This window comes from Yersinia canariae, assembly GCF_009831415.1.
Lineage (GTDB): Bacteria > Pseudomonadota > Gammaproteobacteria > Enterobacterales > Enterobacteriaceae > Yersinia > Yersinia canariae.
Genome location: NZ_CP043727.1, coordinates 560,361 through 586,764 on the forward strand (window position 1 = coordinate 560,361; position 26,404 = coordinate 586,764).

Here is a 26,404-nt window from a genome sequence, read left to right on the forward strand (position 1 = left end):
AATTGATCCTGACTTGGGGTTTTGGCTCCGGGGGTGATTTTTTTTGTTTATCGCCTGGAGGCGGATAGGGTGTCTGGCTAACCGCATTTTCATTCGAAAACGTTAGGATGACGGTTTTTTGAACAGGATAGATTTAGAGGTATTTAAAAGATGAAACAGATTCCGATGACGGTAAATGGCGCAGAGAAACTGCGCGAAGAGCTGGATTTTTTAAAAGGCGTTCGTCGCCCTAAAATTATTGCCGATATCGCTACTGCCCGTGAACATGGCGATTTAAAAGAAAATGCGGAATATCATGCAGCCCGTGAGCAGCAAGGGTTCTGTGAAGGCCGTATTCAAGAAATAGAAGCCAAGCTTTCTAATGCGCAGGTGATTGATATCACCAAAATGCCAAACAATGGCCGCGTTATTTTTGGTGCCACTGTGCGTGTATTAAATGTGGTTTCTGAAGAAGAGCAGCAATACCGGATTGTGGGTGATGATGAAGCTGATTTTAAACAAAATCTTATTTCAGTTAACTCACCTATTGCTCGTGGCCTGATTGGTAAAGAAGTCGATGACGTGGTTGTTATTCGTACTCCAGGTGGCGAAGTAGAATATGAAATTCTTACCGTAGATTATGTGTAATACTTGTTCATCTGAATGGTAAGTACGCATTGTTTATAAAAAATGAAGTTGTAAAGAAAAGTAAAAGGCCGCTCGCGGCCTTTTATCAGAACAAAGTGCATGGCACCTTTTCTCTAAAACAAGCGTCATTAACGCGGTAAAATAATTTTGCGCTCTTTTGCCGGGCGATAGAGCACTAAAATATTACCGATGATTTGTACGTTAACGGCACCGGTCTCACGCACGATGGCATCAGCAATTAGGGCTTTAGTTTCACGCTCTTCTGCAGTGATCTTCACCTTAATAAGTTCATGATGTTCCAGCGTTTGTTCGATTTCAGCCAGCACCCCTTCGGTTAACCCGTTGTTGCCCAGCATCACTACTGGTTTTAACGGATGGGCCAAGCTTTTCAGGTGCTGTTTTTGTTTGTTATTCAGATTCATCGTCTTTTTTGCTTAAGTTGGGATTGAAAACGGTTCATTCTACCGCCATCTCATGTGTATCACCAAATCGGTCTACGTCGATGAGGAGTTTACGCGAGCTAAGCAATAGATGCGCGGGCTCTTAATTAAGATAGTTGGAAAAATAGATGTCTAATAAAAAGCGTTCGGGTAGCTCCAGTCGCTGGTTGCAAGAACACTTTAGCGATAAATATGTCATTCAGGCGCAGAAAAAGGGGCTACGCTCCCGCGCCTGGTTTAAACTTGATGAAATACAACAGAACGATAAACTTTTTAAGCCCGGTATGACAGTTGTCGATTTAGGCGCTGCACCCGGTGGTTGGTCCCAGTATGTTGTAACCCAGATTGGCGGTAAAGGGCGGATCATCGCATGTGATCTTCTACCAATGGATCCTATCGTTGGTGTCGATTTCCTTCAGGGCGATTTTCGTGATGAACTGGTCCTGAAAGCTTTACTTGAGCGAGTTGGGGATAAAAAAGTTCAGGTGGTCATGTCTGATATGGCCCCGAATATGAGTGGTACTCCGGCAGTCGATATACCTAAATCAATGTATCTGGTTGAATTAGCTTTGGAAATGTGTCGAGATGTACTTGCACCAGGCGGAAGTTTCCTGGTGAAGGTGTTCCAGGGAGATGGCTTTGATGAATACCTACGGGAAATTCGCTCCCTGTTTACGAAAGTTAAGATTCGTAAGCCAGACGCTTCTCGTGCGCGATCGCGTGAAGTGTACATTGTAGCGACAGGGCGGAAACTGTAGTACCCTAACGCTGTTTGTTAACACAGTTGTAATATGAGGTTAATCCCTTGAGTGACATGGCGAAAAACCTAATTCTCTGGTTAGTTATTGCAGTCGTATTGATGTCTGTATTCCAGAGCTTTGGACCCAGCGAATCGAATGGCCGTAGAGTGGATTACTCTACTTTCATGTCCGACGTAACCCAAGATCAGGTTCGTGAAGCACGTATCAATGGACGTGAAATTAACGTTAGTAAGAAAGATAACAGCAAATATACGACTTTCATTCCGGTCAACGATCCAAAGCTGTTAGACACCTTATTGACTAAAAATGTGAAAGTTGTTGGTGAGCCACCGGAAGAGCCGAGCTTGCTGGCCTCTATCTTTATTTCTTGGTTCCCAATGCTGTTGCTGATTGGGGTCTGGATCTTCTTTATGCGTCAAATGCAGGGCGGCGGCGGCAAAGGGGCGATGTCCTTTGGCAAGAGCAAAGCTCGCATGCTGACAGAAGATCAGATAAAAACTTCTTTTGCTGATGTAGCTGGTTGCGACGAAGCAAAAGAAGAAGTCAGTGAATTAGTTGAATATCTACGCGAGCCAAGCCGTTTCCAGAAACTGGGCGGTAAAATTCCGAAAGGCGTATTGATGGTTGGCCCTCCGGGGACAGGTAAAACCTTGCTGGCGAAAGCCATTGCGGGTGAAGCTAAAGTACCATTCTTCACCATTTCTGGTTCTGACTTCGTAGAAATGTTCGTTGGTGTGGGTGCATCCCGTGTCCGTGACATGTTTGAACAGGCTAAGAAAGCCGCGCCTTGTATCATCTTTATTGATGAAATTGATGCGGTAGGCCGTCAGCGTGGCGCAGGTCTGGGTGGTGGTCATGACGAACGTGAACAGACTCTGAACCAAATGTTGGTTGAGATGGATGGCTTCGAAGGCAATGAAGGCATCATCGTGATTGCGGCAACTAACCGTCCAGATGTTCTTGACCCGGCGTTACTGCGTCCAGGCCGTTTCGACCGTCAGGTTGTGGTTGGCTTACCAGACGTCCGTGGCCGTGAACAGATTCTGAAAGTTCATATGCGTCGCGTGCCATTAGATATCGATATTGATGCTTCTGTTATCGCTCGTGGTACACCAGGGTTCTCTGGTGCTGACCTGGCTAACCTGGTCAACGAAGCCGCACTGTTTGCCGCCCGCGGTAACAAGCGCGTCGTTTCAATGGTTGAGTTCGAGAAAGCGAAAGATAAAATTATGATGGGTGCGGAACGTCGCTCCATGGTAATGACTGAAGCACAGAAAGAATCTACGGCATACCATGAAGCAGGACATGCGATTATTGGTCGCTTAGTGCCTGAGCATGACCCAGTACATAAAGTGACCATTATTCCTCGTGGTCGTGCTTTGGGTGTGACATTCTTCCTGCCGGAAGGTGATGCTATCAGTGCTAGCCGCCAGAAACTGGAAAGCCAGATCTCTACTTTGTATGGTGGTCGTCTTGCTGAAGAAATCATTTATGGTCCGGAAAAAGTCTCTACCGGCGCATCAAATGATATCAAAGTGGCTACGTCTATTGCGCGTAACATGGTGACGCAGTGGGGCTTCTCCGAGAAACTGGGGCCATTGCTGTATGCTGAAGAAGAGGGCGAGGTGTTCCTTGGCCGTTCTATGGCGAAACCTAAGCATATGTCCGATGAAACCGCGCGTATTATCGATCAGGAAGTTAAAGTGCTTATCGAGCGTAACTACCAGCGTGCTCATAAATTGCTGTTAGAAAACATGGATGTATTGCACTCCATGAAAGATGCGCTGATGAAGTACGAAACTATTGATGCACCGCAGATTGATGACTTGATGAATCGCAAAGAAGTTCGCCCGCCAGCGGGTTGGGACGATGCGAGCAAGACTAAGTCAACGGACAATGATAGTACGCCAAAAGCGCCTACGCCGGTTGATGAACCTCATACACCAACGCCGGGTAATACTATGTCAGAGCAGTTGGGCGATAAATAAGTCTACTGTTGGCATCTAAAAGCGTTGTGATTAATATAAACCCCGAGCTTGCTCGGGGTTTTTCTTTTTCTGTTGTATAGAATCAAAGTGAATTGCCACTTTAAGGCGTTATTGCATGAAATTAATTGCCAGAGATCGGATTTTAGATCTCACTCATCCACAGGTTATGGGTATCTTGAATGTCACCCCGGATTCATTTTCGGATGGCGGGCATCACAATAATCTTGATAAAGCACTCCAACATGCTCAACTGATGTTATCAGCAGGTGCTACGCTGATTGATATTGGTGGTGAATCTACCCGACCAGGTGCCGCTGAAATTAGTGAGCAAGAAGAGCTTGATAGGGTGGTGCCTGTGGTCGAAGCGCTGGCGACGCGTTTTGAAGTTTGGCTATCTGTAGACACATCCAAAGCAGTGGTAATGACAGAATCAGCTCGTGCGGGGGCTCATTTAATCAATGATATTCGCTCATTACAAGAGCCCGGAGCGCTTGAAGCAGCGGCAATAACGGGTTTGCCGGTGTGCCTGATGCATATGCAAGGGCAGCCACAGAATATGCAGCAGTCTCCCCATTATGATGATCTGATGGCCGACATAAATCAGTTTTTTAAACACCATATTGACCGTTGTGTTGCGGCCGGCATCGCAAAAAGTAAATTGTTACTCGACCCAGGCTTCGGTTTCGGTAAAAATCTAGCGCATAATTATCAACTACTGGCTCGTCTGGCCGAACTTCACCATTTTGAACTGCCTTTATTGGTAGGAATGTCGCGAAAATCGATGGTAGGTCAGCTATTGAATGTTCCGCCACAACAGCGGGTTATCGGCAGTGTCGCTTGCGCTGTTATTGCGGCAATGCAAGGTGCGCAGATTGTCAGAGTGCATGATGTCAAAGAAACTGTCGAGGCGATGCATATCGTCGAGGCAACACTTTCAGCGAAGGGATAAACAAAAATTATGAGCAACCGTAAATACTTTGGTACAGATGGCATTCGCGGCAAAGTGGGTGACAGTCCGATTACGCCAGATTTTGTATTAAAGCTTGGCTGGGCTGCCGGTAAAGTTCTGGCTCGGCATGGTTCTCGTAAAATTATCATTGGTAAGGATACGCGTATTTCTGGCTATATGCTGGAGTCAGCACTTGAAGCTGGTTTGGCCGCTGCTGGGTTATCCGCCTCATTTACTGGCCCTATGCCGACCCCTGCGGTTGCTTATTTGACGCGCACTTTCCGCGCAGAAGCCGGTATCGTTATTTCGGCATCTCATAACCCTTTCTATGACAACGGCATCAAGTTCTTCTCAATTGATGGCACTAAGCTGCCTGATGATGTGGAAGAGGCCATTGAAGCCGAGATGGAAAAACCATTAACGTGCGTAGAGTCCGCTGAACTGGGTAAAGCTAACCGTATTGTGGATGCTGCCGGGCGTTATATTGAGTTCTGTAAAGGCACATTCCCAAGCGAACTCAGTTTGAACGAGCTGAAAATTGTGGTCGACTGCGCTAACGGTGCAACCTATCACATCGCCCCGAGCGTATTGCGTGAGCTGGGTGCAACCGTTATAACCATCGGCTGTGAGCCGGATGGGATGAATATTAACGAAAAATGTGGGGCTACAGATGTGCGCTTGCTGCAAGAACGCGTTCTTGCTGAAAAGGCACACGTTGGTTTGGCATTTGACGGTGACGGCGACCGGTTGATGATGGTCGATCACTTGGGTAACAAGGTTGATGGTGACCAAATCCTCTATATTATTGCTCGTGAAGGTTTGCGCCAGGGCCAGTTGAAAGGCGGTGCTGTCGGGACTTTGATGAGTAATATGGGGTTGCAATTGGCATTGAAAGAACTGGGTATTCCTTTTGTTCGTGCCAAAGTAGGCGACCGCTACGTGTTAGAAGCTATGCAGGAAAAAGGCTGGCGGATTGGTGCGGAAAACTCCGGCCATGTGATCTTGTTGGATAAAACGACTACCGGTGATGGCATTGTGGCTGGTTTGCAGGTGCTGACGGCGATGGTACGTAACCATATGAGCTTGCATGATTTATGTAGCGGTATGAAATTGTTGCCTCAAATTCTGGTGAATGTGCGCTTCTCAGGTGATCATAATCCACTGAAATCAGAGACAGTTGAAGAAGTGACCCGCCAGGTTGAAAAAGAACTGGGCGACCGTGGCCGGGTTCTATTGCGCAAATCAGGTACTGAACCATTAATTCGAGTGATGGTTGAGGGTGATGACGCAGAGTCAGTGATTGCAGAAATGGCGAACCGGATTGCTGATGCAGTGAAAGCGGTAGGCTAATGACTTTTGAGCGGGGGAAAGGCGAACTCTCCCCCGTAAATTCCACAGAAGTTGAATAACTTGACGTTTTTTTCTGCAAATGAACTTATGTGATGAAATTGCCCTTGCGTGTATAAGGCGCTTTGGTTAGTATTCACACCCGCTTAAGTGGGTGAATAAGTCCCCGCTTGATGGGTGAGAAGCATTTGGCATGCGGTGAACCCGCAAGGATACAGGTACAACTATGTACGAAGCTCTTCTGGTTATTTTCTTGCTGATTTCGATTGGGCTAGTTGCTCTGATCATGTTACAGCAAGGCAAAGGCGCGGATATGGGAGCCTCATTCGGAGCAGGTGCTTCTGCAACTCTGTTCGGTTCGAATGGTTCCGGTAACTTTATGACCCGCATGACGGCTGTATTGGCGACTTTATTTTTCGTCATTAGCTTGATTTTGGGCAATATGAGCACCAACCAGGGCAATAAAGGTAGCGAGTGGGAAAATCTGGGTCAGCCTGCAAAAACAGAGCAGACTACAGCACCAGTAGCACCGACTAAGCCGAGTAGTGATATCCCGCAGTAATGTTTCAAAAATAGTAAATAGTAAGAAACAAAAAGAAAGTTTTAAAGTGGTTGTGTTGGCTTAAATAGTAAAAACAACCATTTGAATCAGTGCCGGGGTGGTGGAATTGGTAGACACGCTACCTTGAGGTGGTAGTGCCCGATTGGGCTTACGGGTTCAAGTCCCGTCCTCGGTACCAAATCAGACAGATAACTTGCTTTTTTGTCGTTATCGACGTAATATTTGCCACGTTTTCGGACGCGGGGTGGAGCAGCCTGGTAGCTCGTCGGGCTCATAACCCGAAGGTCGTCGGTTCAAATCCGGCCCCCGCAACCACTTTCCTAAAGTGTTTTTTTTCAAATGTTGTATTCGGTAGACCTCAGATACTTTCGATTTCAATTTGAAAAAAATACTTGTCAGAAAGTTGTACCGAAGCCGCTTTGCGGCAAACAGGGTCCAGTTGCATAAAGCCCCGAATTTCGGGGTTTTTTGTTATTTGACAGCAGAATCACTGGGCTATTAGGCCCTTTTTTTATGTCTTGGGGGTGGGCTTGTCCACATTAGAACAAAAGTTAACAGAGATAATTTCAGCACCGGTTGAGGCCTTAGGCTATGAATTAGTCGGCATCGAGTTCATCCGGGGGCGCCAATCGACGCTACGAATCTATATTGATAGTGACGACGGAATCACTGTTGATGCTTGTGCTGATGTCAGCCACCAGGTCAGCGCTGTATTGGACGTAGAAGATCCAATTACGGTCGCTTACAACTTAGAAGTTTCCTCTCCGGGCCTTGAACGCCCAATGTTCACTGCTGAGCACTATACTCGTTACCTTGGTGAAGAAGTCACTCTGGTTTTGCGTATGGCAATGCAGAACCGCCGTAAATGGCAGGGCATTATTAAAGCCGTTGATGGCGAAATGATCACGGTTACTGTGGATGGAAAAGATGAAGTGTTCGCGCTGAGCAACATCCAGAAAGCGAACCTGGTACCCCACTTTTAAAGTTTGGATGAGGCAACTAGGATGAACAAAGAGATTCTGGCTGTTGTAGAAGCAGTTTCCAATGAGAAATCCCTTCCGCGCGAGAAGATTTTTGAGGCGTTGGAAACCGCTCTAGCGACAGCGACCAAGAAAAAATACGAACAAGAAATTGAAGTTCGCGTCAGCATCGACCGTAAAACCGGTGATTTCGACACCTTCCGTCGTTGGGTTGCTGTTGACGAAGTCACGATGCCAACACGTGAAATCACATTAGATGCAGCTCAGTTTGAAGATCCTTCGCTCCAGTTGGGCGATTACGTTGAAGATCAGATTGAATCTGTCACTTTTGACCGCATTACCACCCAAACTGCCAAGCAAGTTATCGTACAAAAAGTGCGTGAAGCTGAACGCGCTATGGTAGTTGAACAGTTCCGCCAATACTTGGGCGAGATTGTTACCGGTACAGTGAAAAAAGTTAACCGCGACAGTATTGCCCTGGATTTGGGTAATAATGCTGAAGCGGTTATTGGCCGTGAAGACATGCTACCGCGTGAAAACTTCCGTCCAGGCGACCGTATCCGCGGCGTGCTATATGATGTGCGCCCAGAAGCTCGCGGCGCTCAGCTGTTTGTTAGCCGTTCACGCCCTGAAATGCTGGTTGAACTGTTCCGCATTGAAGTGCCAGAGATTGGCGAAGAATTGATCGAAATTAAAGCAGCTGCTCGTGATCCGGGCTCGCGTGCTAAAATTGCGGTTAAAACCAACGACAAACGTATCGATCCAGTCGGTGCTTGTGTTGGTATGCGTGGTGCCCGTGTTCAAGCTGTTTCCAGCGAACTTGGCGGCGAGCGCATTGATATTGTATTGTGGGATGATAATCCAGCCCAGTTTGTTATTAATGCCATGGCGCCAGCTGATGTTGCGTCAATTGTGGTTGATGAAGACAAACACACGATGGATGTTGCCGTTGAAGCCAGTAACCTGGCACAGGCAATTGGCCGTAATGGCCAGAACGTGCGTTTAGCGGCACAGCTGAGTGGCTGGGAACTGAACGTAATGACGGCGGACGATCTTCAGGCGAAGCATCAGGCCGAGGCTCATGCCGCTATTGATACCTTCACCAAATATCTTGATATCGATGAGGACTTTGCCACCGTATTGGTAGAGGAAGGTTTCTCTTCTCTGGAAGAATTGGCTTATGTGCCAATGAAAGAACTTCTGGAAATCGATGGTCTTGACGAAGATACGGTTGAAGCGCTGCGTGACCGCGCCAAAGCTGCATTGACCACGCTGGCCCTGGCACAAGAAGAAAGTCTTGGCGACCAAAAACCCGCTGATGACCTGCTGAATCTGGCCGGTCTGGAACGTAGCATGGCATTTAAATTGGCTGCGCGCGGTGTGTGTACGCTGGAAGATCTTGCCGAGCAGGGTATCGACGATCTGGCAGATATTGAAGGGCTTAGTGATGAACAAGCCGGCGAGCTGATTATGGCCGCACGTAATATCTGTTGGTTTGGCGATAACGCGTAATAAACTGTAGCAGGAAGGAACAGCATGACAGATGTAACCGTAAAATCGCTGGCAGCTGAGATTCAGACTCCAGTTGATCGCCTGGTACAGCAATTTGCTGATGCAGGGATCAAGAAGTCTGAAGTAGACTCAGTTACCCAGCAAGAAAAAGAAACATTGCTGGCGCACTTAAACCGTGAACACGGTAGTGCGCCTAATAAACTCACGCTGCAACGCAAAACGCGTAGCACCTTGAATATTCCGAGCACCGGCGGAAAAAGTAAATCGGTGCAAATCGAGGTCCGCAAGAAACGCACTTATGTAAATACGCCGGAAGCTGAACAAGCGAAAGCGGAAGAGCAGGCACAGCGTGAAGCGGAAGAGCAGGCACAACGTGAAGCGGAAGCAGCAGCGCAGAAAATCGCTGAAGAAAAAGCTAAACGTGCGGCCGAAGAACAAGCCAAACGTGAGGCCGCTGAAAAAGCTAAGCGCCAAGCAGCGGAAAAAGAAAAAGTGACGAATCAACAAACCGACGAAAAAACCAAGCCAGCTCAGACCGATAAAGCACGTCGTGAAGCTGAAGCTGCCGAGCTGAAACGCTCAGTAGAAGAAGAAACACGCCGTAAGGTCGAGGAAGACGCTAAACGCGTTGCTGAGGAAGCCCGTAAAATGGCAGCCGAAAATGAAGGTAAATGGCCAGAGCCAGTGACTGAACAAACTGAATCTGCCGATTACCATGTAACCACTTCACAACATGCGCGCGCCGCGGAAGATGAAAACGACGCCAAAGTTGAAGGTGATCGCCGTAGCCGCACTCGTGGTGGTAAAGCAACTAAACAGAAGAAAGGCAATAAACTCTCTGAGTCTAAAGCTGATCGTGAAGAAGCACGTGCTGTTGGCCGTAAAGGCAAACGTAAACCAAGCACATTGCAGCAGAGCTTCAACAAGCCTGTTGTAGCCGTTAACCGCGATGTGGTTATCGGTGAGACAGTAACTGTTGCTGAATTGGCAAACAAAATGGCTGTGAAAGGCTCTCAGGTCATCAAAGCGATGATGAAACTGGGCGCAATGGCAACCATTAACCAGGTTATCGATCAGGAAACAGCACAGCTGGTTGCTGAAGAGATGGGCCACAAAGTTATCCTGCGTCGTGAAAACGAGCTGGAAGAAGCACTGATGAGCGACCGTGATACTGGCGCTGAAGCTGCAGCCGAGCACCGCGCTCCGGTTGTGACCATCATGGGCCACGTTGACCACGGTAAAACTTCTCTGCTGGATTACATCCGCTCCACGAAAGTGGCGTCGGGTGAAGCCGGTGGTATTACTCAGCACATCGGTGCTTATCACGTTGAAACTGAAAACGGCATGATCACCTTCCTGGATACTCCAGGACACGCCGCGTTTACTTCAATGCGTGCCCGTGGTGCTCAGGCGACTGATATCGTGGTGCTGGTTGTTGCAGCCGACGATGGCGTGATGCCACAGACTATCGAAGCTATTCAGCATGCCAAAGCGGCGAATGTGCCGGTTGTGGTTGCAGTGAACAAAATCGATAAGCCAGCTGCTGATGCAAATCGTGTTAAAACTGAATTGATTCAACACGGTATCATATCTGAAGATTTTGGCGGCGATGTTCCATTCATCGAAGTATCTGCGAAAGTCGGTACTGGTATTGATAATTTGCTACAAGCAATTCTGCTGCAAGCAGAAGTCATGGAACTGAAAGCCGTTCGTACTGGCATGGCTAGTGGTGTTGTTATCGAATCCTTCTTGGATAAAGGCCGTGGCCCAGTTGCTACCGTGCTGGTTCAACAAGGTACGCTGAACAAAGGCGATATCGTGCTGTGTGGCTTTGAGTATGGCCGTGTGCGTGCGATGCGTGACGAGTTGGGCCGTGATATCACGTCAGCGGGCCCGTCTATCCCAGTAGAAATCCTGGGTCTGTCCAGTGTTCCTGCTGCTGGTGACGAAGTGACAGTTGTTCGTGACGAGAAAAAAGCACGTGAAGTTGCACTGTATCGTCAGGGTAAATTCCGTGAAGTTAAGCTGGCTCGTCAGCAGAAATCTAAACTGGAAAACATGTTTGCGAACATGACCGAAGGTGAAGTTTCTGAACTGAACATCGTCATCAAGTCTGACGTACAGGGTTCTTGTGAAGCTATCTGTGATTCGCTGGAAAAACTGTCGACCGACGAAGTGAAAGTCCGCATTGTGGGCTCAGGCGTGGGTGGTATCACCGAAACTGATGCAACACTGGCGGCCGCTTCTGGCGCAATCATCCTTGGCTTCAACGTCCGTGCTGATGCTTCAGCGCGTCGTGTTGTTGAAACCGAAGGTTTAGATCTGCGTTACTACTCAGTCATTTATAGCTTGATCGACGAAGTTAAGCAGGCGATGAGTGGTATGCTGGCACCTGAGTACAAACAGCAGATTATCGGCTTGGCTGAAGTTCGTGACGTATTCAAATCACCGAAATTTGGCGCGATTGCTGGTTGTATGGTCACTGAAGGTGTGATTAAGCGTAATAATCCAATCCGTGTTCTGCGCGACAACGTGGTTATCTATGAAGGCGAGCTGGAATCCCTGCGCCGCTTCAAAGATGACGTCAACGAAGTTCGTAATGGTATGGAATGTGGTATCGGCGTTAAGAACTATAATGACGTCCGTACTGGCGATGTGATCGAAGTCTTCGAAATTATCGAAATTAAACGTACTATCGCTTAACCACCTCTGATTTGCTTATATCCATTTGGGGGGCCTTGGCCCCCCAAATTGTCTGGAGAATCCCAATGGCAAAAGAATTCAGCCGTTCTCAGCGTGTTTCACAAGAAATGCAAAAAGAGATCGCACTCATCTTACAGCGCGAAATCAAAGACCCTCGTGTTGGCATGGCTACTGTGTCAGGTATCGAACTGTCTCGTGATTTGGCTTACGCTAAAGTCTTTGTGACCTTCCTGAACGTGTTAACTGATAATGCTGACCCGGATACAGTTAAAAATGGCATCAAAGCACTGCAAGATGCTTCCGGTTATATCAGGACCCTGCTGGGGAAAGCGATGCGTTTACGTATCGTGCCAGAACTGACCTTCGCTTACGATAACTCTCTAATTGAAGGGATGCGGATGTCTAACCTGGTAACTAACGTCATCAAAAATGATGTAGAGCGTCAGGTTAATCCAGGAAACGACGAGGAGAAGTAATGGGTCGTCCACGTCGTCGCGGCCGTGACATTAACGGCATTCTGTTATTGGATAAGCCGCTGGGCCTCTCCTCTAATGATGTTTTACAGAAGGTAAAACGTCTCTTTAGTGCTAACCGCGCAGGTCATACTGGTGCGCTTGATCCCTTGGCGACCGGTATGTTGCCTATCTGCTTAGGGGAAGCGACCAAGTTTTCCCAATTTCTGCTAGATTCAGATAAACGTTATCGGGTTGTTGCTCGTTTAGGCCAACGCACTGATACTTCAGATGCCGAAGGCGCATTAATCAGCGAGCGGGAAGTTAATGTCACGCAGGCGCAGATGGATGCCGCGCTGGACCGTTTCCGCGGCGATAGCCAGCAAGTGCCGTCGATGTATTCTGCACTGAAGCACCAAGGTAAGCCGCTGTACGAATATGCCCGTCAGGGGATTGAAGTAGAACGTGAAGCGCGCAGCATTACTGTCTACGAATTGCTCTTTATTCGTTGGGAAGGTAATGACCTTGAGCTGGAAATTCATTGTTCTAAAGGAACTTACATTCGCACCATTATTGATGATTTGGGCGAATTGTTGGGTTGCGGTGCTCATGTCAGTTATCTGCGTCGGTTGCAAGTGGCGACTTACCCCAGTGATCGCATGGTGACGTTAGAACAGTTGGCTGCGATGGTCGAAACAGCGCAATCGGAAGAGCGTTCGCCAAACAGCGAACTGGATTCGCTGCTATTGCCGATGGACAGCGCAGTATTAAACTTCCCTGAAGTCAATCTGTTACCTGCGGTAGCCGCCTATGTAAAACAGGGGCAACCGGTACATGTCTCTGGGGCTCCTGATGAAGGAATGGTCCGTATCACTGAAGGTACAGAGCGTAATTTCATTGGTATTGGCACGATTGCAGAAGATGGCCGTGTAGCTCCGAAGCGTTTGGTTGTGGAATACGCGGAGTAAGCCTAAGCGGCCTTTCTTGCGATCCCGCATTCCAAAGAGTAGAATAGTGCGGCTTACATATTGGGTTGCTGAATTAGAGATCGGCGCCTGTCTTAATTTATCTATATATTTGGAGTTGTATCATGTCTCTAAGTGTTGAAGCGAAAGCTAAAATCGTTGCTGACTTCGGTCGCGGTGCCAATGACACCGGTTCAAGCGAAGTTCAGGTTGCTCTGTTGACTGCTCAAATTAACCATTTGCAAAGTCACTTCTCTGAGCACAAAAAAGATCACCACAGTCGTCGTGGTCTGCTGCGTATGGTATCCACGCGTCGTAAGCTGCTGGACTACCTGAAGCGTGAAGATGTAGCGCGTTATGCTTCCCTGATCGAGCGTCTGGGTCTGCGTCGCTAAGTCTGCGAGTTTCGGGAGAAAGGGGCCAAATTGGCCCCTTTTTTCTAAGAAGCAATGATAAAATACGCTAGTATATTGCTGTTCTTTATTTTTTGAACATAGGATCTTCCGGTGCAGAGGTTCGCGCGGCTAATGAGAGACTTTAACTCAATGGGAGTTAAGGATTGTCATTAGTCGCGAGGATGCAGTGTGAAGGTATTAGTAACAGGTGGATGAGATCGTCAATACGATCCGGCACCGCATAGTATAAGGATACTATTTTGCTGACTCCGATTATTCGTAAATTCCAGTACGGCCAACATACCGTGACAATTGAAACAGGCATGATGGCGCGCCAGGCAACTGCTGCTGTTATGGTAAGCATGGATGACACCGCAGTATTCGTTACTGTTGTTGGCCAAAAGAAAGCAAAACCAGGCCAGAGTTTCTTCCCTCTGACTGTTAACTATCAGGAGCGTACTTACGCTGCTGGCCGTATCCCAGGTAGCTTCTTCCGTCGTGAAGGCCGCCCAAGTGAAGGCGAAACACTGACTTCACGTCTGATTGACCGCCCGATTCGTCCACTGTTCCCAGACAGTTTCCTGAATGAAGTTCAGGTGATTGCAACTGTGGTTTCTGTTAATCCACAAGTTAACCCAGACATCGTGGCACTGATTGGTGCATCAGCTGCGCTGAGCCTGTCAGGTATTCCATTCAACGGCCCAATCGGTGCTGCTCGCGTTGGTTTCATCAACGACCAGTACGTACTGAACCCAACCACCGACGAGTTGAAAGAGAGCCGTCTGGACTTGGTTGTTGCCGGTACTGCTGCTGCGGTATTAATGGTTGAGTCAGAAGCAGACATTTTGTCTGAAGATCAAATGTTGGGCGCGGTCGTCTTCGGCCACGAACAACAGCAAGTTGTGATTGAAAATATCAATGCCTTGGTTGCTGAAGCTGGCAAACCTAAGTGGGATTGGCAGCCAGAAGCTGTTAACGAAGCGCTGCGTGCGCGCGTTGCTGAGCTGGCCGAAGCTCGTCTGGGTGACGCATATCGCATCACCGAGAAACAAGAGCGTTATACCCAAGTTGATGCAATTAAAGCTGACGTGACTGAAGCGCTGTTAGCGCAAGACGATACTTTAGATGCTGCGGAAATTCAGGATATCCTGGGCAGCGTTGAAAAAGACGTTGTTCGTAGCCGCGTATTGCGTGGTGAGCCGCGTATCGATGGTCGTGAAAAAGACATGATCCGTGGTCTGGATGTGCGTACTGGCGTCTTGCCGCGTACCCATGGTTCTGCGTTGTTCACCCGTGGTGAAACTCAGGCGCTGGTTACCGCAACGCTGGGTACCGCACGTGATGCACAAAATATTGATGAGCTGATGGGTGAGCGTACTGACTCATTCCTGCTACACTATAATTTCCCTCCATATTCTGTTGGTGAGACAGGTATGGTGGGTTCACCGAAACGTCGTGAGATTGGCCATGGCCGTCTGGCGAAACGTGGTGTGTTGGCAGTAATGCCAAGCCCGAGCGAGTTCCCTTACACTATACGTGTGGTTTCTGAAATCACTGAGTCTAATGGTTCTTCCTCAATGGCTTCTGTTTGTGGTGCTTCTCTGGCCCTGATGGATGCAGGTGTGCCGATTAAAGCCGCTGTTGCCGGTATCGCAATGGGTCTGGTTAAAGAAGATGAAAACTTTGTTGTTCTGTCTGACATCTTGGGTGACGAAGATCACTTGGGCGACATGGACTTTAAAGTAGCTGGTAGCCGTGACGGTATCACCGCACTGCAAATGGACATTAAAATTGAAGGTATCACCCGCGAAATCATGCAGGTGGCTCTGAACCAGGCTAAGGGTGCGCGTTTGCACATTCTGGGTGTTATGGAACAGGCTATCAGCACACCGCGTGGCGATATCTCTGAGTTTGCTCCACGTATCTACACCATGAAAATCAATCCTGAGAAAATCAAGGATGTGATCGGTAAAGGTGGTTCTGTTATCCGTGCGCTGACTGACGAAACTGGCACCACCATTGAAATCGAAGATGATGGTACCATTAAGATTGCAGCAACTGACGGCGATAAAGCAAAACATGCTATCCGTCGTATTGAAGAAATTACTGCTGAAATCGAAGTGGGCCGTATCTATGCGGGTAAAGTCACTCGTATCGTTGATTTCGGTGCATTTGTAGCAATCGGCGGCGGTAAAGAAGGTCTGGTGCATATTTCTCAAATCGCTGACAAGCGTGTAGAGAAAGTGACAGATTACCTGCAAATGGGCCAAGAAGTGCCAGTGAAAGTAATGGAAGTTGATCGCCAGGGCCGTATTCGCCTGAGCATCAAAGAAGCTACGACTCCTGACGCAGAAGCACCGGCACCAGAAGCAGCAGAGTAATTAGTATTCCACAGCTCCTTACTTATGAGTGAGGGGCTGTGTTATCTCGAGGGCAGGATGCTCTTGTGTTAAACAAATGGATGAAAGGATATTTATCCAATGTTTGTCTTCGGGAGTAGGAAATGAAGCCTTTCTTGCGCTGGTGTTACGTTGTGACAGCACTCATGCTGGCAGGATGCAGCAACCATGATTGGCGTAAAGACGAGGTATTGGCAATCCCGTTGCAACCTACGTTGCAGCAGGAAGTGATTCTGGCGCGCATGGAACAAATCCTTGCAAGTCGGGCACTTACGGATGATGAGCGCGCGCAGCTTTTATATGAGCGCGGAGTGCTGTATGATAGCCTCGGGCTACGGGCACTAGCGCGAAATGATTTTTCGCAAGCGTTAGCTATTCGTCCTGATATGCCAGAAGTTTTTAACTATCTGGGCATTTATTTAACGCAGGCAGGCAATTTTGATGCTGCCTATGAAGCGTTTGATTCTGTACTAGAGCTTGATCCAACTTACAATTACGCGCGTTTAAACCGGGGTATCGCTCTGTATTATGGCGGTCGACTCCCGTTGGCGCAGGATGATCTGCAGGCGTTTTATCAAGACGATCCAAATGATCCCTTCCGTTCGTTATGGCTGTATCTGGTGGAAAGAGAGATCGATCCCAAGGCAGCTACAGTAGCGCTACAACAGCGCTATGAAAAATCGGACAGAGGGCAATGGGGATGGAATATTGTCGAATTCTACCTGGGCACAATCAGCGAAAAAACGCTGATGGAACGGCTCAAGGCAGATGCAATGGATAACACTTCGCTCGCTGAGCATCTCAGTGAAACTGACTTCTATTTAGGTAAACATTACCTAAGTCTGGGGGACAAGGACACCGCTTCGGCGCTGTTCAAACTGACGGTAGCTAACAACGTTCATAACTTTGTTGAGCACCGCTATGCATTGTTGGAATTGGCGCTTTTGGGCCAAGAACAAGACGACCTATCGGAATCGGACCAGCAATAGCTGACGAACAACTATCAGCCTGATATACCTTGGTTTTTACCAACGTTAATCACCCTAACAGGTGATGGCATTTTTGTTCGTTTTATAATCTAATTTGAGCCGGTTCACACTTTTCAATGAAAATGACTGAAAATTTTCTCGACGAGTTATGTAGACTGGCTGCCATTATTAATGAGGCACGTGTACATGACTACTGAGCTTGAAACCTCTTTTGCTGATTTGGGGCTGTCTGCTCCTATTCTTTCCGCCCTTACTGCTTTGGGTTACGAAAAACCATCTCCAATTCAATTGGAATGTATTCCACACCTGTTGAACGGTCGCGATGTTCTTGGCATGGCGCAAACCGGTAGCGGTAAAACTGCTGCTTTCGGACTTCCGCTGCTGCACAACATTGACCCAGAACTGAAAGCACCACAGGTGCTGGTACTGGCTCCAACCCGTGAGTTGGCGATTCAGGTTGCTGAAGCATTAACTAGCTTCTCTAAAGATATTAAAGGCGTTAACGTTGTGGCTTTGTACGGTGGCCAACGTTATGACGTCCAATTACGCGCTTTGCGTCAGGGGCCACAAGTTGTTGTTGGTACCCCAGGTCGTCTGTTAGACCACCTGAAACGCGGTACCCTTAACCTGTCCGGCCTGAAAGGTTTAGTGTTGGACGAAGCAGATGAAATGCTGCGTATGGGCTTTATCGAAGACGTCGAAAATATTCTGGCACAGATCCCGGCTGAACATCAGACCGCGCTGTTCTCTGCTACCATGCCAGAAGCCATTCGCCGTATTACTCGTCGCTTTATGAAAGAGCCACAGGAAGTTCGTATCCAGTCTAGCGTGACGACTCGCCCTGACATTAGCCAAGTGTATTGGAAAGTTGGCGGCGGTTACCGTAAAAATGAAGCACTGGTACGTTTCCTGGAAGCTGAAGATTTCGATGCCGCGATCATCTTCGTTCGTACTAAAAATGCCACTTTGGAAGTTGCAGAAGCCTTGGAGCGTAGCGGTTATAGCAGCGCTGCACTGAATGGCGATATGAACCAGGCACTGCGTGAGCAGACTCTGGAACGTCTGAAAGATGGCCGTTTAGATATTCTGATCGCAACTGACGTTGCTGCTCGTGGTCTGGACGTTGAGCGCATCAGCTTGGTTGTTAACTATGATATCCCTATGGATTCAGAGTCTTACGTTCACCGTATCGGTCGTACTGGCCGTGCAGGTCGTGCAGGTCGCGCGTTACTGTTCGTTGAGAACCGTGAACGTCGCCTGTTGCAGAACATCGAACGTACCATGAAGCTGACTATTCCAGAAGTTCAGTTGCCAAACGCAGAATTGCTGAGCGAACGTCGTTTAGCTAAATTTGCGGCGAAAGTCAGTCAACAACTGGAAAGCAGTGATTTGGATATGTACCGTGCATTGTTGGCTAAGCTGCAACCAGAAGAAGAGTTTGATATTGAGACTCTGGCTGCTGCGCTGCTGAAAATGGCACAGGGCGAACGTCCTCTGATCTTGCCACCGGAAGCGCCGCGTCGTCCACAGCGTGAATTCAATTCTCGTGACGACCGTGGTAGTGATCGTGGTGATAGCCGTCGTGACAGCCGTCGTGAGCCTCGCTCTGACAGCCGTGATGGTGGCGAGCGTCCAGCACGTCGCGAACGTCGTGATGTGGGTGAGATGGAACTGTATCGCATTGAAGTGGGCCGTGATGATGGTGTTGAAGTTCGTCATATCGTTGGCGCTATCGCTAATGAAGGCGATATCAGCAGCCGTTATATTGGTAACATCAAGTTGTTTGCTTCCCATTCAACTATCGAATTACCAAAAGGCATGCCGGGCGAAATGTTATCTCACTTTACCCGCACTCGTATCCTGAACAAGCCGTTGAACATGCAGCTGTTGGGTGATGCACAGCCGCATGAACGCCGTGAGCGTCCAGCGGGTGGTAACGGTGGTGAGCGTCGTGGCGGTGGCCGTTCATTCGGTGGCGAACGTCGTGATGCAACTGCTGGTGCTCCTCCTCGCCGTTCATTCGGTAGTGACCGTGCTCCAGCCGGTGGTGGTGAACAACGTCGTGGTAATCGTGATGGTCAGCGCTCAGCTGCACCACGTCGCGATGATGCTGCAGCGCCTGCCGCACCAGCTCGCCGTCGTTTCGGTGATGCATAAGTCTTAGCTATCTCAGATGGTTAAAAATAAAAACCAGCCTTCGGGCTGGTTTTTTTATGTCTGCAATATTTAACCTGTAAATAGATTACAGACGATCGACTGGCTGCAAGTCTTGTTGCAAACTGGCGACGATTTCAAATGAGTACAATCGCGCTTGGTGATCAAATATCTGGCCATTTACCATCAATTCGTCAGCTTGTGTTTCCCGCAATAATGACTGAAGTCCATGGCGAACTTTGTTCTTGTCACCAATGATAGACAGGCGTAGTGCTTGGTCGACACCAAACTGTTCGGCTGGCGAGCAAATTTTCTCCATATCTTCCACGGGGGGAGGGAGCTGACCCGGTGTACCACGGCGCAGATTGACAAACTGCTGTTGCATCGAGGTAAACAGAAAATGGGCATCACGCTCGCTATCTGCGGCGACGACATTCACACACACAATTGCATAAGGTTTCGGCCACTGAGCTGAGGGTTTGAAGTTTTCCCGATACAATTTAAGCGCTTGAAATAGCATATCCGGCGCAAAATGTGAGGCGAAAGCAAAAGGTAACCCCATGGCAGCAGCAAGTTGCGCGCTATACAGGCTGGAACCCAGCAGCCACAGAGGGACATGCAAACCTTGACCGGGAACGGCTTGTACCCCTTGTCCTGGTTGCACGTCAGCAAAATAGTTTTGTAATTCGCGCACATCAGACGGGAAGTTATCGACTTCACCGGATAGATGGCGACGCAGTGCTATCATTGTGCGCTGATCACTACCTGGAGCACGGCCCAAGCCGAGATCGATGCGGTCAGGATACAGCGAAGCGAGGGTGCCAAACTGCTCAGCTATCACCAATGGCGAATGGTTGGGCAGCATAACGCCCCCCGACCCCACGCGGATCGTGCTGGTTCCGCCAGCGATGTAGCCAATCAACACGGAAGTTGCGGCACTGGCAATACCGGTCATATTATGATGCTCAGCCAGCCAGTAGCGCTGATAACCCCACTTTTCAGCATGTTGCGCCAAATCCAGCGAGGCATGAAAAGCATCGCGCGGGGTTTTGCCTTGTGCTATTGGTGATAAATCGAGAACCGAGAGTGGTACTGGTGACCTGCCCGCGATAGAAACATTATTATCATTCATAGAATCGTCCATCTTAACCTTATGTCGAGTCGCTTGAAGGGCGAACGCACTTTCCCTTTGTCCTTGAAGTTGCGGGAAGTTAGCTGCGCGCTCTGACCCGAATCACTTACTTGTGCAAGATTATCGGGGTTAAGAGAGCCTCTTTGAGGTCTCATCCAGCGGGCTAGCTAAAGGCTGTACAGACTGGTTTGTCGTGTATTGCCTACCTGCAACCCCAATGACTTTGGGGATCTATTCAGTTATAACCGCATTAATTTACCTACAGAAAATGACATATAATGCGAGGCTATTACTCATAGCAGCATAAGCTAAATAACCGCTGCTGATGGGGTAATAAATGCGGCGATTAAAGAATTAGTGAACCTGTGAAGAAGAAAACGTTATTTACCCTGTTGTTAGCGGTGGTGATTGCCATGGTGGTGCTGTTATTGCTGCTGGGAGCCATTGAGGTATCAGCGTTGGTGCATTACGTCGCCGGGCAGGGTTACGAGCACTGTTCCGCTGGAAGCGAAATTCAGTTTGATTCATGCAGATTTGACTCGAACAGCAATGGGAGCATTTGCCGATAAAGTAAGTTGAGTCATAAAATGTTGGCTTTCTGGGTCGCGAGCATCCGATAAACCGATACCAGTTTATTATTCTTATTTAGTGACTTATTAATCAATTATAAAACATTTTATACTGTTTCAAGCGCTTTTTACTGTATTGGATGTGACTGTATCGACAAATATGACATTAACCTTTCAAATCGCATGGTTAATATGGGTTGACGGCCATCACATATTTACGGCGGATAAAACGATGCACAGCAGTCCTAATATACTAGTAATTCCCACATAACTCATATCTATCAATTAGTTAGTATTGCCTCGCTTTTTTTTTGAAACAATATTCTGCATGTTGATCATTTTTGGAGATTAAAATTCAGTATAAGACTCTTTTTGTAGAATAATTTTCTGTTATGGTCTCTCTGTATGGGTGAAGTAAAAAAAACATTCTCTATTTCCCAGCGTAATATAGCCAAAAAATAAGAACACCTGCCCTCTGGTATTTATTAGAAATAGGATAAATACCAGATAACTCGCTCTGTACATTTTTATAACAATAAAACCTACTAACCAGTGATTAAGGCGAGATCTATTATGGAAACGGCAAGAACTAATGAGAGTGTCATTTTGATTGACTCTCCCGCGGCAAAAAATGCCAATATGACAGAAAGAGAATGGCGGGAAGCAATTAAGTTTGATAGTACAGATTTTGGCTGGGTAATAATGAGTATTGGTATGGCTATCGGCGCAGGAATTGTATTTTTGCCGGTACAGGTTGGGTTAATGGGATTATGGGTGTTTTTGCTTTCTTCTGTTATTGGCTATCCTGCCATGTATCTTTTCCAGAGATTATTTATTAATACGCTGGCAGAGTCACCAGAATGTAAAGATTACCCCAGTGTTATCAGTGGATATTTAGGGAAAAACTGGGGTGTTATTTTAGGTGCGCTCTATTTTATTATGTTGGTCATCTGGATGTTTGTTTATTCCACTGCCATCACGAATGACAGCGCTTCCTATTTACAAACATTCGGTGTGACGGAAGGGCTATTATCAGATAATCCTTTCTATGGTCTGGTGCTGATTTGCGTATTGGTGGCTATCTCCTCCCGGGGTGAAAAGCTGCTGTTTAAACTGTCGAGTTTTATGGTGATTACCAAGCTGTTAGTGGTCGCTGCACTGGGTGTTTCGATGGTGGGAATGTGGCATTTATATAATGTAGGTATGCTGCCACCCGCGGGCTTGCTGATAAAAAATGCAATAATTACATTACCATTTACACTGACCTCTATCTTGTTTATTCAAACACTCAGCCCAATGGTTATCTCCTATCGGGCAAAAGAAAAATCACTGGAAGTTGCTCGGCATAAAGCGTTGCGGGCAATGAATATTGCTTTTGGTATTTTATTCTGTACGGTCTTTTTCTATGCGGTTTCCTTTACGCTGGCAATGGGCCATGATGAAGCTGTTAAAGCTTATGAACAGAATATTTCAGCTCTGGCGATTGCCGCTAAATTCTTCCCCGGTGGATGGGCAACAGTCGTCAGCGTTATTTTAAATATATTTGCAGTGATGACGGCATTCTTTGGTGTTTATTTAGGTTTCCGTGAAGCAACACAAGGTATTGTACTTAATATACTACGCCGCATGATGCCACCAGAAAATATTAATGAGCGCTGGGTGCAAAACGGCATTATGGTCTTTGCCGTATTACTAGCATGGGGCGCGATTATATTAAATGCGCCGGTGTTGAGTTTTACCTCGATTTGCAGCCCAATATTCGGGATGGTGGGGTGTTTGATTCCTGCATATTTAGTCTACAAAGTGCCAGCGCTGCATAAATATAAAGGTTTTTCTCTGATGATTATTATTATCACCGGTGTTTTACTGTGTATTTCTCCATTCCTGGCATTCTCTTGAAATAACGGCATCTGACATTACCTGCTGTAAATGTTTGAAGGTATTTATTATGAGTAACACAACTGATTCTGCTTTATGGACGGCGTTTATCCGTGTAGTTCAACGAGATGTGCAACCTGCCGTGGGATGTACTGAACCGATAGCATTGGCACTGGCGTCAGCAATTGCTGCCTCGTATTTACCCGCCAAAGCTGAACGTATTGTGGCGCGGGTTTCGCCAAATCTGATGAAAAATGGCATGGGGGTAACAGTACCCGGCACCGGTATGGTTGGGCTGCCTATCGCCGCCGCAGTGGGGGCGTTAGGGGGAGATCCGGCTGGTGGGTTGGAGGTGTTGAAAAACTTGAGTCAGCAGCAGGTGGCAGATGCGAAAAAAATGCTGGAACAAGGGGATGTGCGAGTTGAAATGCATTCCAGTGATGAAATTCTGTTTGCCGAAGCTACGGTATATCAGGGGGAGCAATGGGCTTGTGTCACTATTGCTGGCGGGCATACTCAAGTTGTGAAGATTGTCATCAATGGCAATATTCTGTTTGAACTTGCGCAGGGGACTTCGTCGGCACAGGTGGCGAGCCATGCTCATGATTGTTTAAAACAGGCGACGGCTCGTCAGGTTTATCAATTCGCAACCCAAGTGCCATTTGAGCAGATTGCTTTCATTTTGCAGGCCGCTAAATTGAATGGGGCACTGTCGCAGGAGGGGTTGAGCGGCAAATACGGTTTGCATATTGGCGCGTCGTTGATGCGCCAGCGCGGGCGGGGGTTGCTGGTTAAAGATTTATTGTCGGATATTATGATTCGTTCAGCCGCGGCATCTGATGCGCGTATGGGCGGCGCGTTGTTGCCGGCCATGAGTAATTCCGGCTCCGGTAATCAGGGAATTGCTGCCACCATGCCGGTGTTGGTCGTCGCTGAGTATGTCGGGGCGAGTGAAGAAGAACTGGCGCGAGCGCTCATTCTTTCTCATCTGATGGCGATTTATATTCACAGTCAGCTGCCAACATTGTCTGCATTATGCGCTGCAACGACGGCTGCAATGGGGGCCGCGGCGGGAATGGCCTGGTTGTTTGAGCCAGGTTTTGAGCCGGTGGCATTGGCTATCGGCAGCATGATCGGTGATATCAGTGGAATTATCTGTGATGGTGCTGCTAATAGCTGCGCAATGAAAGTTTCCACCAGTGTCAGTGCGGCGTATAAGGCGGTGTTAATGGCGTTGGACAGTAGTGGGGTTAGTGGCAATGAAGGGATAGTCGCTGATGATGTTGATCAGTCGATTGCTAATTTGTGCGCACTGGCCTGCGGCGCAATGCGGCAAACCGACAGTCAAATCATCGCGATAATGGCCCAAAAGTGCCAGTGTGATTAAGTGCTAATCAGCATAAATGACAGGGAGGGCAGTGCTGCTCTCCCTGTTTATTGTATGGTTTACGACACCAATTCCAGCCCAGCCAATCGCCGCCAATAACCGTTACAATCTGCTTTGTCGGTCAGAATCAGCGGATTCAACCCCGACTCATTGGCGCGAAATTGCTCTATGACACTTAGCGTTTCTGTGCTTTGTGGTGAAAGACGAACAATATCGACTAAACCTTTCATGGACATCAGATCATTTCCCAGGTTGTAGCAGTAGCCGCTCTGGGTTTGAATACCATTGAGGACGAACACCTGTTGGCCTTCTTGTGATAGCACCGTTCGCCCCTGCGGGTACTTAATGCAGCATGTTTCGCATTCGTCTTTGGCCCGGTCTTCTGAACGCGCGGTGAAACAGCGAGCGGAATAAGCTAGCGGTAAATGGCCGTAGCTCAATACCTCGACTTCAAACTGATTGCGGAACCCCAGCTCTTCGCACTGTTGCAGCACATTAACCAGCCAATCGCGAGATAGCTCAACTGGCATGCACCAGCGCATCATGCCTTGGCGATGTAAAATTCGCAGGGTATAGGCGTTGTAGCAATTGAGAGCATGGCCAGCAACAAAGGGTAAACCACGTTCAGCCGCCATATTCACCGCGCCCAAATCATTCGCCTCCAGCAAAAACTCGCCGTTTTCCACATAGCGCTTCAATTCATTGAGTTCTGATGGCGCTTGCAGCAGTGCCAGTGTGGAAATCACCACCTGCTTGCCGCTGGCGGCAACGGCTTTGGCTAAATCTAGCCAGTCGCCAACTTTCATTTCACGGCGTTTGGTACAAACATTTTCACCAAGATAAATGATATCGGCGCGACTGTTAGCCGCGGCTTGATAAAAAGCTTCAATATCAGTTTTTGGCCAGTAATAGAGTACTGCGCCTAAGGCGTACTTCATGTTTCCTCCGGCTACTGCCACTTACGATGATAAGCGCCCAGGGTAGTTTGGGTGCCCTCGGACATTGCGCCCAGTTGTTCCATCCATTCTTCTTTGGCGGAAAACTGCGCAGGATTTGCCAGATAGCGGTCAATCGCCTGTCGCCAGACTTTGGCAACTTGACTGACATAAGCAGGGCTGCGCTGACGTCCTTCAATTTTTACTGAAGCAATATTGGCGGCAAACAATTCGGGCAGCAGCTCAAGGGTATTTAGGCTGGTCGGCTCTTCCAGTGCATGATAGCGCTGGCCATCCACCAGATATCGCCCTTTGCACAATGTTGGATAACCGGCATTTTCGTTATCCTCATAGCGGTCGATTAACACCTCATTGAGGCGAGATTCCATTCCTTGAGGAGTTTGCTGCCAGCGAACAAAACGCGCCGGAGAACAAGCTCCCACCGTGTTTGGGGATTCGCCGGTCAAATAAGATGAAAGATAGCATCGGCCTTCAGCCATAATGCACAAACTGCCAAAGGCAAACACTTCCAGCGGAACCGGGCTGGTGCGCGACAACTGTTTCACTTGGTGCATGGATAGCACGCGCGGTAAAACAACGCGCGCGACATCAAAGTGGCGTTGATAGAAACGGATGGCTTCGTCATTGGTTGCAGAGGCTTGCACCGACACATGGCGTTCAACTTCTGGGTAACGTTCAGCGGCATATTCTAACATCGCTAAATCCGCCAGAATCAGGGCGTCAGCTCCCAGTTGTGCCGCCATATCCACCGCCCGTTGCCAGCGCGAATAGCCGTCAGGATGGGCGAAGGTATTAATAGCGATATGTAATTTGCGCTTACGATTGTGAACGTAATTGACCGCTTCTTGTAATTTCTTATCGGTGAAATTGAGTCCGGCAAAATGGCGGGCGTTCGTATCATCTTTCAAGCCGATATAAACTGCGTCTGCGCCATTATCGATTGCGGCCTTTAATGCGGGTAAATTGCCGGCAGGACAAAGCAGCTCCATAGAATTTTCCCTATCCGAGGATGATATGAGTGTTTTCGCGAATGGCGATTTTAGTTAACCTGCGGTGAACTGACCTTGATTTAAGGCAGTTTCTTTCGCATTGGTGACATTCTTCTGATGTTTAGCAAAGATCTGATGCAAAATTTATTGATATAACCCACTTTCCGATTTTGCCAATGTGGCAAAATACCCTTCATACTTGAAACCGCAGGATATTCGTTGCGCGCACTTATCCGAATCACTTACTGGTGTAAGCTTATTGGGATATGC

Annotated in this window: 23 protein-coding genes and 2 tRNA genes; 21 read left to right on the forward strand and 4 right to left on the reverse strand. The window is 48.0% G+C overall.

The genetic code is table 11. The features are described 5' to 3' along the window. Positions 1–150 precede the first annotated feature (150 nt). Positions 151–627: a transcription elongation factor GreA gene (gene greA / locus F0T03_RS02665; RefSeq protein WP_145556526.1), complete on the forward strand. Its 477-nt coding sequence runs from the start codon at positions 151–153 to the stop codon at positions 625–627. A gap of 128 nt (positions 628–755) precedes the next feature. Here the strand turns inward: greA and yhbY are convergent, their stop codons facing one another. Then, on the reverse strand, positions 756–1,049 hold the full coding sequence (gene yhbY / locus F0T03_RS02670; RefSeq protein WP_004389225.1) for a ribosome assembly RNA-binding protein YhbY: 294 nt from the start codon (positions 1,047–1,049) through the stop codon (positions 756–758). A gap of 146 nt (positions 1,050–1,195) precedes the next feature. Between yhbY and rlmE the strand changes: the two genes are divergently transcribed. The 17 genes from rlmE to F0T03_RS02755 all read left to right on the forward strand — a co-directional run bounded on the left by rlmE (position 1,196) and on the right by F0T03_RS02755 (position 19,226). Next, on the forward strand, positions 1,196–1,825 hold the full coding sequence (gene rlmE, locus F0T03_RS02675; protein WP_005272605.1) for a 23S rRNA (uridine(2552)-2'-O)-methyltransferase RlmE: 630 nt from the start codon (positions 1,196–1,198) through the stop codon (positions 1,823–1,825). A 56-nt stretch (positions 1,826–1,881) separates the two neighbouring features. Continuing rightward, the gene (ftsH, locus tag F0T03_RS02680; RefSeq protein ID WP_159677167.1) at positions 1,882–3,816 is read left to right on the forward strand and encodes an ATP-dependent zinc metalloprotease FtsH; all 1,935 of its coding nucleotides are present in this window, start codon (positions 1,882–1,884) and stop codon (positions 3,814–3,816) included. A gap of 115 nt (positions 3,817–3,931) precedes the next feature. Then, positions 3,932–4,765: a dihydropteroate synthase gene (gene folP, locus F0T03_RS02685; protein ID WP_159677168.1), complete on the forward strand. Its 834-nt coding sequence runs from the start codon at positions 3,932–3,934 to the stop codon at positions 4,763–4,765. 9 nt (positions 4,766–4,774) lie between these two features. Then, positions 4,775–6,115 carry a phosphoglucosamine mutase gene (glmM, locus tag F0T03_RS02690; RefSeq protein ID WP_145556529.1) on the forward strand — a complete coding sequence of 447 codons (1,341 nt, stop codon included), beginning with the start codon at positions 4,775–4,777 and terminating at the stop codon, positions 6,113–6,115. Positions 6,116–6,338: 223 nt separating this feature from the next. After that, positions 6,339–6,674: a preprotein translocase subunit SecG gene (gene secG, locus F0T03_RS02695; protein ID WP_004707058.1), complete on the forward strand. Its 336-nt coding sequence runs from the start codon at positions 6,339–6,341 to the stop codon at positions 6,672–6,674. A 91-nt stretch (positions 6,675–6,765) separates the two neighbouring features. Then, positions 6,766–6,852: transfer RNA gene (locus tag F0T03_RS02700), tRNA-Leu, on the forward strand. Positions 6,853–6,912: 60 nt separating this feature from the next. Further along, a tRNA-Met gene (locus F0T03_RS02705) sits at positions 6,913–6,989 on the forward strand. 215 nt (positions 6,990–7,204) lie between these two features. Next, positions 7,205–7,657 (forward strand): ribosome maturation factor RimP, encoded by a 453-nt coding sequence (gene rimP / locus F0T03_RS02710; protein WP_005156279.1) that lies wholly within the window; start codon positions 7,205–7,207, stop codon positions 7,655–7,657. Positions 7,658–7,678: 21 nt separating this feature from the next. Continuing rightward, on the forward strand, positions 7,679–9,166 hold the full coding sequence (gene nusA / locus F0T03_RS02715; protein WP_145556530.1) for a transcription termination factor NusA: 1,488 nt from the start codon (positions 7,679–7,681) through the stop codon (positions 9,164–9,166). A gap of 24 nt (positions 9,167–9,190) precedes the next feature. After that, positions 9,191–11,869 carry a translation initiation factor IF-2 gene (gene infB, locus F0T03_RS02720; protein WP_145556531.1) on the forward strand — a complete coding sequence of 893 codons (2,679 nt, stop codon included), beginning with the start codon at positions 9,191–9,193 and terminating at the stop codon, positions 11,867–11,869. 65 nt (positions 11,870–11,934) lie between these two features. Beyond that, complete coding sequence (rbfA, locus tag F0T03_RS02725; RefSeq protein ID WP_032816249.1) at positions 11,935–12,345, forward strand: 30S ribosome-binding factor RbfA; 411 nt, start codon at positions 11,935–11,937, stop codon at positions 12,343–12,345. Beyond that, the gene (gene truB, locus F0T03_RS02730; protein WP_159677169.1) at positions 12,345–13,289 is read left to right on the forward strand and encodes a tRNA pseudouridine(55) synthase TruB; all 945 of its coding nucleotides are present in this window, start codon (positions 12,345–12,347) and stop codon (positions 13,287–13,289) included. The genes rbfA and truB overlap by 1 nt, the downstream gene beginning before the upstream one ends. A gap of 122 nt (positions 13,290–13,411) precedes the next feature. Continuing rightward, on the forward strand, positions 13,412–13,681 hold the full coding sequence (rpsO, locus tag F0T03_RS02735) for a 30S ribosomal protein S15 (protein WP_049599438.1): 270 nt from the start codon (positions 13,412–13,414) through the stop codon (positions 13,679–13,681). Positions 13,682–13,941: 260 nt separating this feature from the next. After that, positions 13,942–16,062 (forward strand): polyribonucleotide nucleotidyltransferase, encoded by a 2,121-nt coding sequence (gene pnp / locus F0T03_RS02740; protein ID WP_145556534.1) that lies wholly within the window; start codon positions 13,942–13,944, stop codon positions 16,060–16,062. Positions 16,063–16,184: 122 nt separating this feature from the next. Next, positions 16,185–17,069: a lipoprotein NlpI gene (gene nlpI / locus F0T03_RS02745; protein ID WP_159677170.1), complete on the forward strand. Its 885-nt coding sequence runs from the start codon at positions 16,185–16,187 to the stop codon at positions 17,067–17,069. 122 nt (positions 17,070–17,191) lie between these two features. Continuing rightward, complete coding sequence (yrbN, locus tag F0T03_RS21870) at positions 17,192–17,266, forward strand: protein YrbN (protein WP_223499600.1); 75 nt, start codon at positions 17,192–17,194, stop codon at positions 17,264–17,266. After that, positions 17,256–19,226 (forward strand): DEAD/DEAH family ATP-dependent RNA helicase, encoded by a 1,971-nt coding sequence (locus F0T03_RS02755; protein ID WP_159677171.1) that lies wholly within the window; start codon positions 17,256–17,258, stop codon positions 19,224–19,226. The genes yrbN and F0T03_RS02755 overlap by 11 nt, the downstream gene beginning before the upstream one ends. Positions 19,227–19,311: 85 nt before the next feature. Here the strand turns inward: F0T03_RS02755 and F0T03_RS02760 are convergent, their stop codons facing one another. Continuing rightward, positions 19,312–20,367 carry a luciferase-like monooxygenase gene (locus F0T03_RS02760; RefSeq protein WP_162526860.1) on the reverse strand — a complete coding sequence of 352 codons (1,056 nt, stop codon included), beginning with the start codon at positions 20,365–20,367 and terminating at the stop codon, positions 19,312–19,314. Between the two features lie 353 nt (positions 20,368–20,720). On the opposite strand from F0T03_RS02760, the gene F0T03_RS02765 reads away from it, so the two are divergent. The 3 genes from F0T03_RS02765 to F0T03_RS02775 all read left to right on the forward strand — a co-directional run bounded on the left by F0T03_RS02765 (position 20,721) and on the right by F0T03_RS02775 (position 24,189). After that, positions 20,721–20,924 (forward strand): hypothetical protein, encoded by a 204-nt coding sequence (locus F0T03_RS02765; RefSeq protein WP_159677173.1) that lies wholly within the window; start codon positions 20,721–20,723, stop codon positions 20,922–20,924. Between the two features lie 573 nt (positions 20,925–21,497). Then, positions 21,498–22,823, forward strand: coding sequence for an SLC5/6 family protein (locus F0T03_RS02770; RefSeq protein WP_145556431.1), 1,326 nt, complete (start codon positions 21,498–21,500; stop codon positions 22,821–22,823). Between the two features lie 49 nt (positions 22,824–22,872). After that, a complete protein-coding gene (locus tag F0T03_RS02775) occupies positions 22,873–24,189 on the forward strand; it encodes an L-cysteine desulfidase family protein (RefSeq protein ID WP_159677174.1) in 1,317 nt (438 codons plus the stop codon). Between the two features lie 59 nt (positions 24,190–24,248). Here F0T03_RS02775 and F0T03_RS02780 read toward each other — a convergent pair whose 3' ends face one another. Continuing rightward, on the reverse strand, positions 24,249–25,127 hold the full coding sequence (locus F0T03_RS02780; protein WP_159677175.1) for a U32 family peptidase: 879 nt from the start codon (positions 25,125–25,127) through the stop codon (positions 24,249–24,251). 11 nt (positions 25,128–25,138) lie between these two features. After that, positions 25,139–26,134 carry a ubiquinone anaerobic biosynthesis protein UbiU gene (ubiU, locus tag F0T03_RS02785; protein ID WP_145556428.1) on the reverse strand — a complete coding sequence of 332 codons (996 nt, stop codon included), beginning with the start codon at positions 26,132–26,134 and terminating at the stop codon, positions 25,139–25,141. Between the last annotated feature and the right edge of the window lie 270 nt (positions 26,135–26,404).

Bases quoted from the DNA above. Each gene is read 5' to 3' on its own strand.
- F0T03_RS02755 (WP_159677171.1), top strand. From the start codon at position 17,256: ATGACTACTGAGCTTGAAACCTCTTTTGCTGATTTGGGGCTGTCTGCT.
- secG (WP_004707058.1), top strand. From the start codon at position 6,339: ATGTACGAAGCTCTTCTGGTTATTTTCTTGCTGATTTCGATTGGGCTA.
- F0T03_RS02760 (WP_162526860.1), bottom strand. From the start codon at position 20,367: ATGGACGATTCTATGAATGATAATAATGTTTCTATCGCGGGCAGGTCA.
- greA (WP_145556526.1), top strand. From the start codon at position 151: ATGAAACAGATTCCGATGACGGTAAATGGCGCAGAGAAACTGCGCGAA.
- infB (WP_145556531.1), top strand. From the start codon at position 9,191: ATGACAGATGTAACCGTAAAATCGCTGGCAGCTGAGATTCAGACTCCA.
- rpsO (WP_049599438.1), top strand. From the start codon at position 13,412: ATGTCTCTAAGTGTTGAAGCGAAAGCTAAAATCGTTGCTGACTTCGGT.
- ubiU (WP_145556428.1), bottom strand. From the start codon at position 26,134: ATGGAGCTGCTTTGTCCTGCCGGCAATTTACCCGCATTAAAGGCCGCA.
- nlpI (WP_159677170.1), top strand. From the start codon at position 16,185: ATGAAGCCTTTCTTGCGCTGGTGTTACGTTGTGACAGCACTCATGCTG.
- F0T03_RS02770 (WP_145556431.1), top strand. From the start codon at position 21,498: ATGGAAACGGCAAGAACTAATGAGAGTGTCATTTTGATTGACTCTCCC.
- F0T03_RS02780 (WP_159677175.1), bottom strand. From the start codon at position 25,127: ATGAAGTACGCCTTAGGCGCAGTACTCTATTACTGGCCAAAAACTGAT.
- F0T03_RS02775 (WP_159677174.1), top strand. From the start codon at position 22,873: ATGAGTAACACAACTGATTCTGCTTTATGGACGGCGTTTATCCGTGTA.
- nusA (WP_145556530.1), top strand. From the start codon at position 7,679: ATGAACAAAGAGATTCTGGCTGTTGTAGAAGCAGTTTCCAATGAGAAA.
- rbfA (WP_032816249.1), top strand. From the start codon at position 11,935: ATGGCAAAAGAATTCAGCCGTTCTCAGCGTGTTTCACAAGAAATGCAA.
- rlmE (WP_005272605.1), top strand. From the start codon at position 1,196: ATGTCTAATAAAAAGCGTTCGGGTAGCTCCAGTCGCTGGTTGCAAGAA.
- truB (WP_159677169.1), top strand. From the start codon at position 12,345: ATGGGTCGTCCACGTCGTCGCGGCCGTGACATTAACGGCATTCTGTTA.
- ftsH (WP_159677167.1), top strand. From the start codon at position 1,882: ATGGCGAAAAACCTAATTCTCTGGTTAGTTATTGCAGTCGTATTGATG.
- folP (WP_159677168.1), top strand. From the start codon at position 3,932: ATGAAATTAATTGCCAGAGATCGGATTTTAGATCTCACTCATCCACAG.
- glmM (WP_145556529.1), top strand. From the start codon at position 4,775: ATGAGCAACCGTAAATACTTTGGTACAGATGGCATTCGCGGCAAAGTG.
- yhbY (WP_004389225.1), bottom strand. From the start codon at position 1,049: ATGAATCTGAATAACAAACAAAAACAGCACCTGAAAAGCTTGGCCCAT.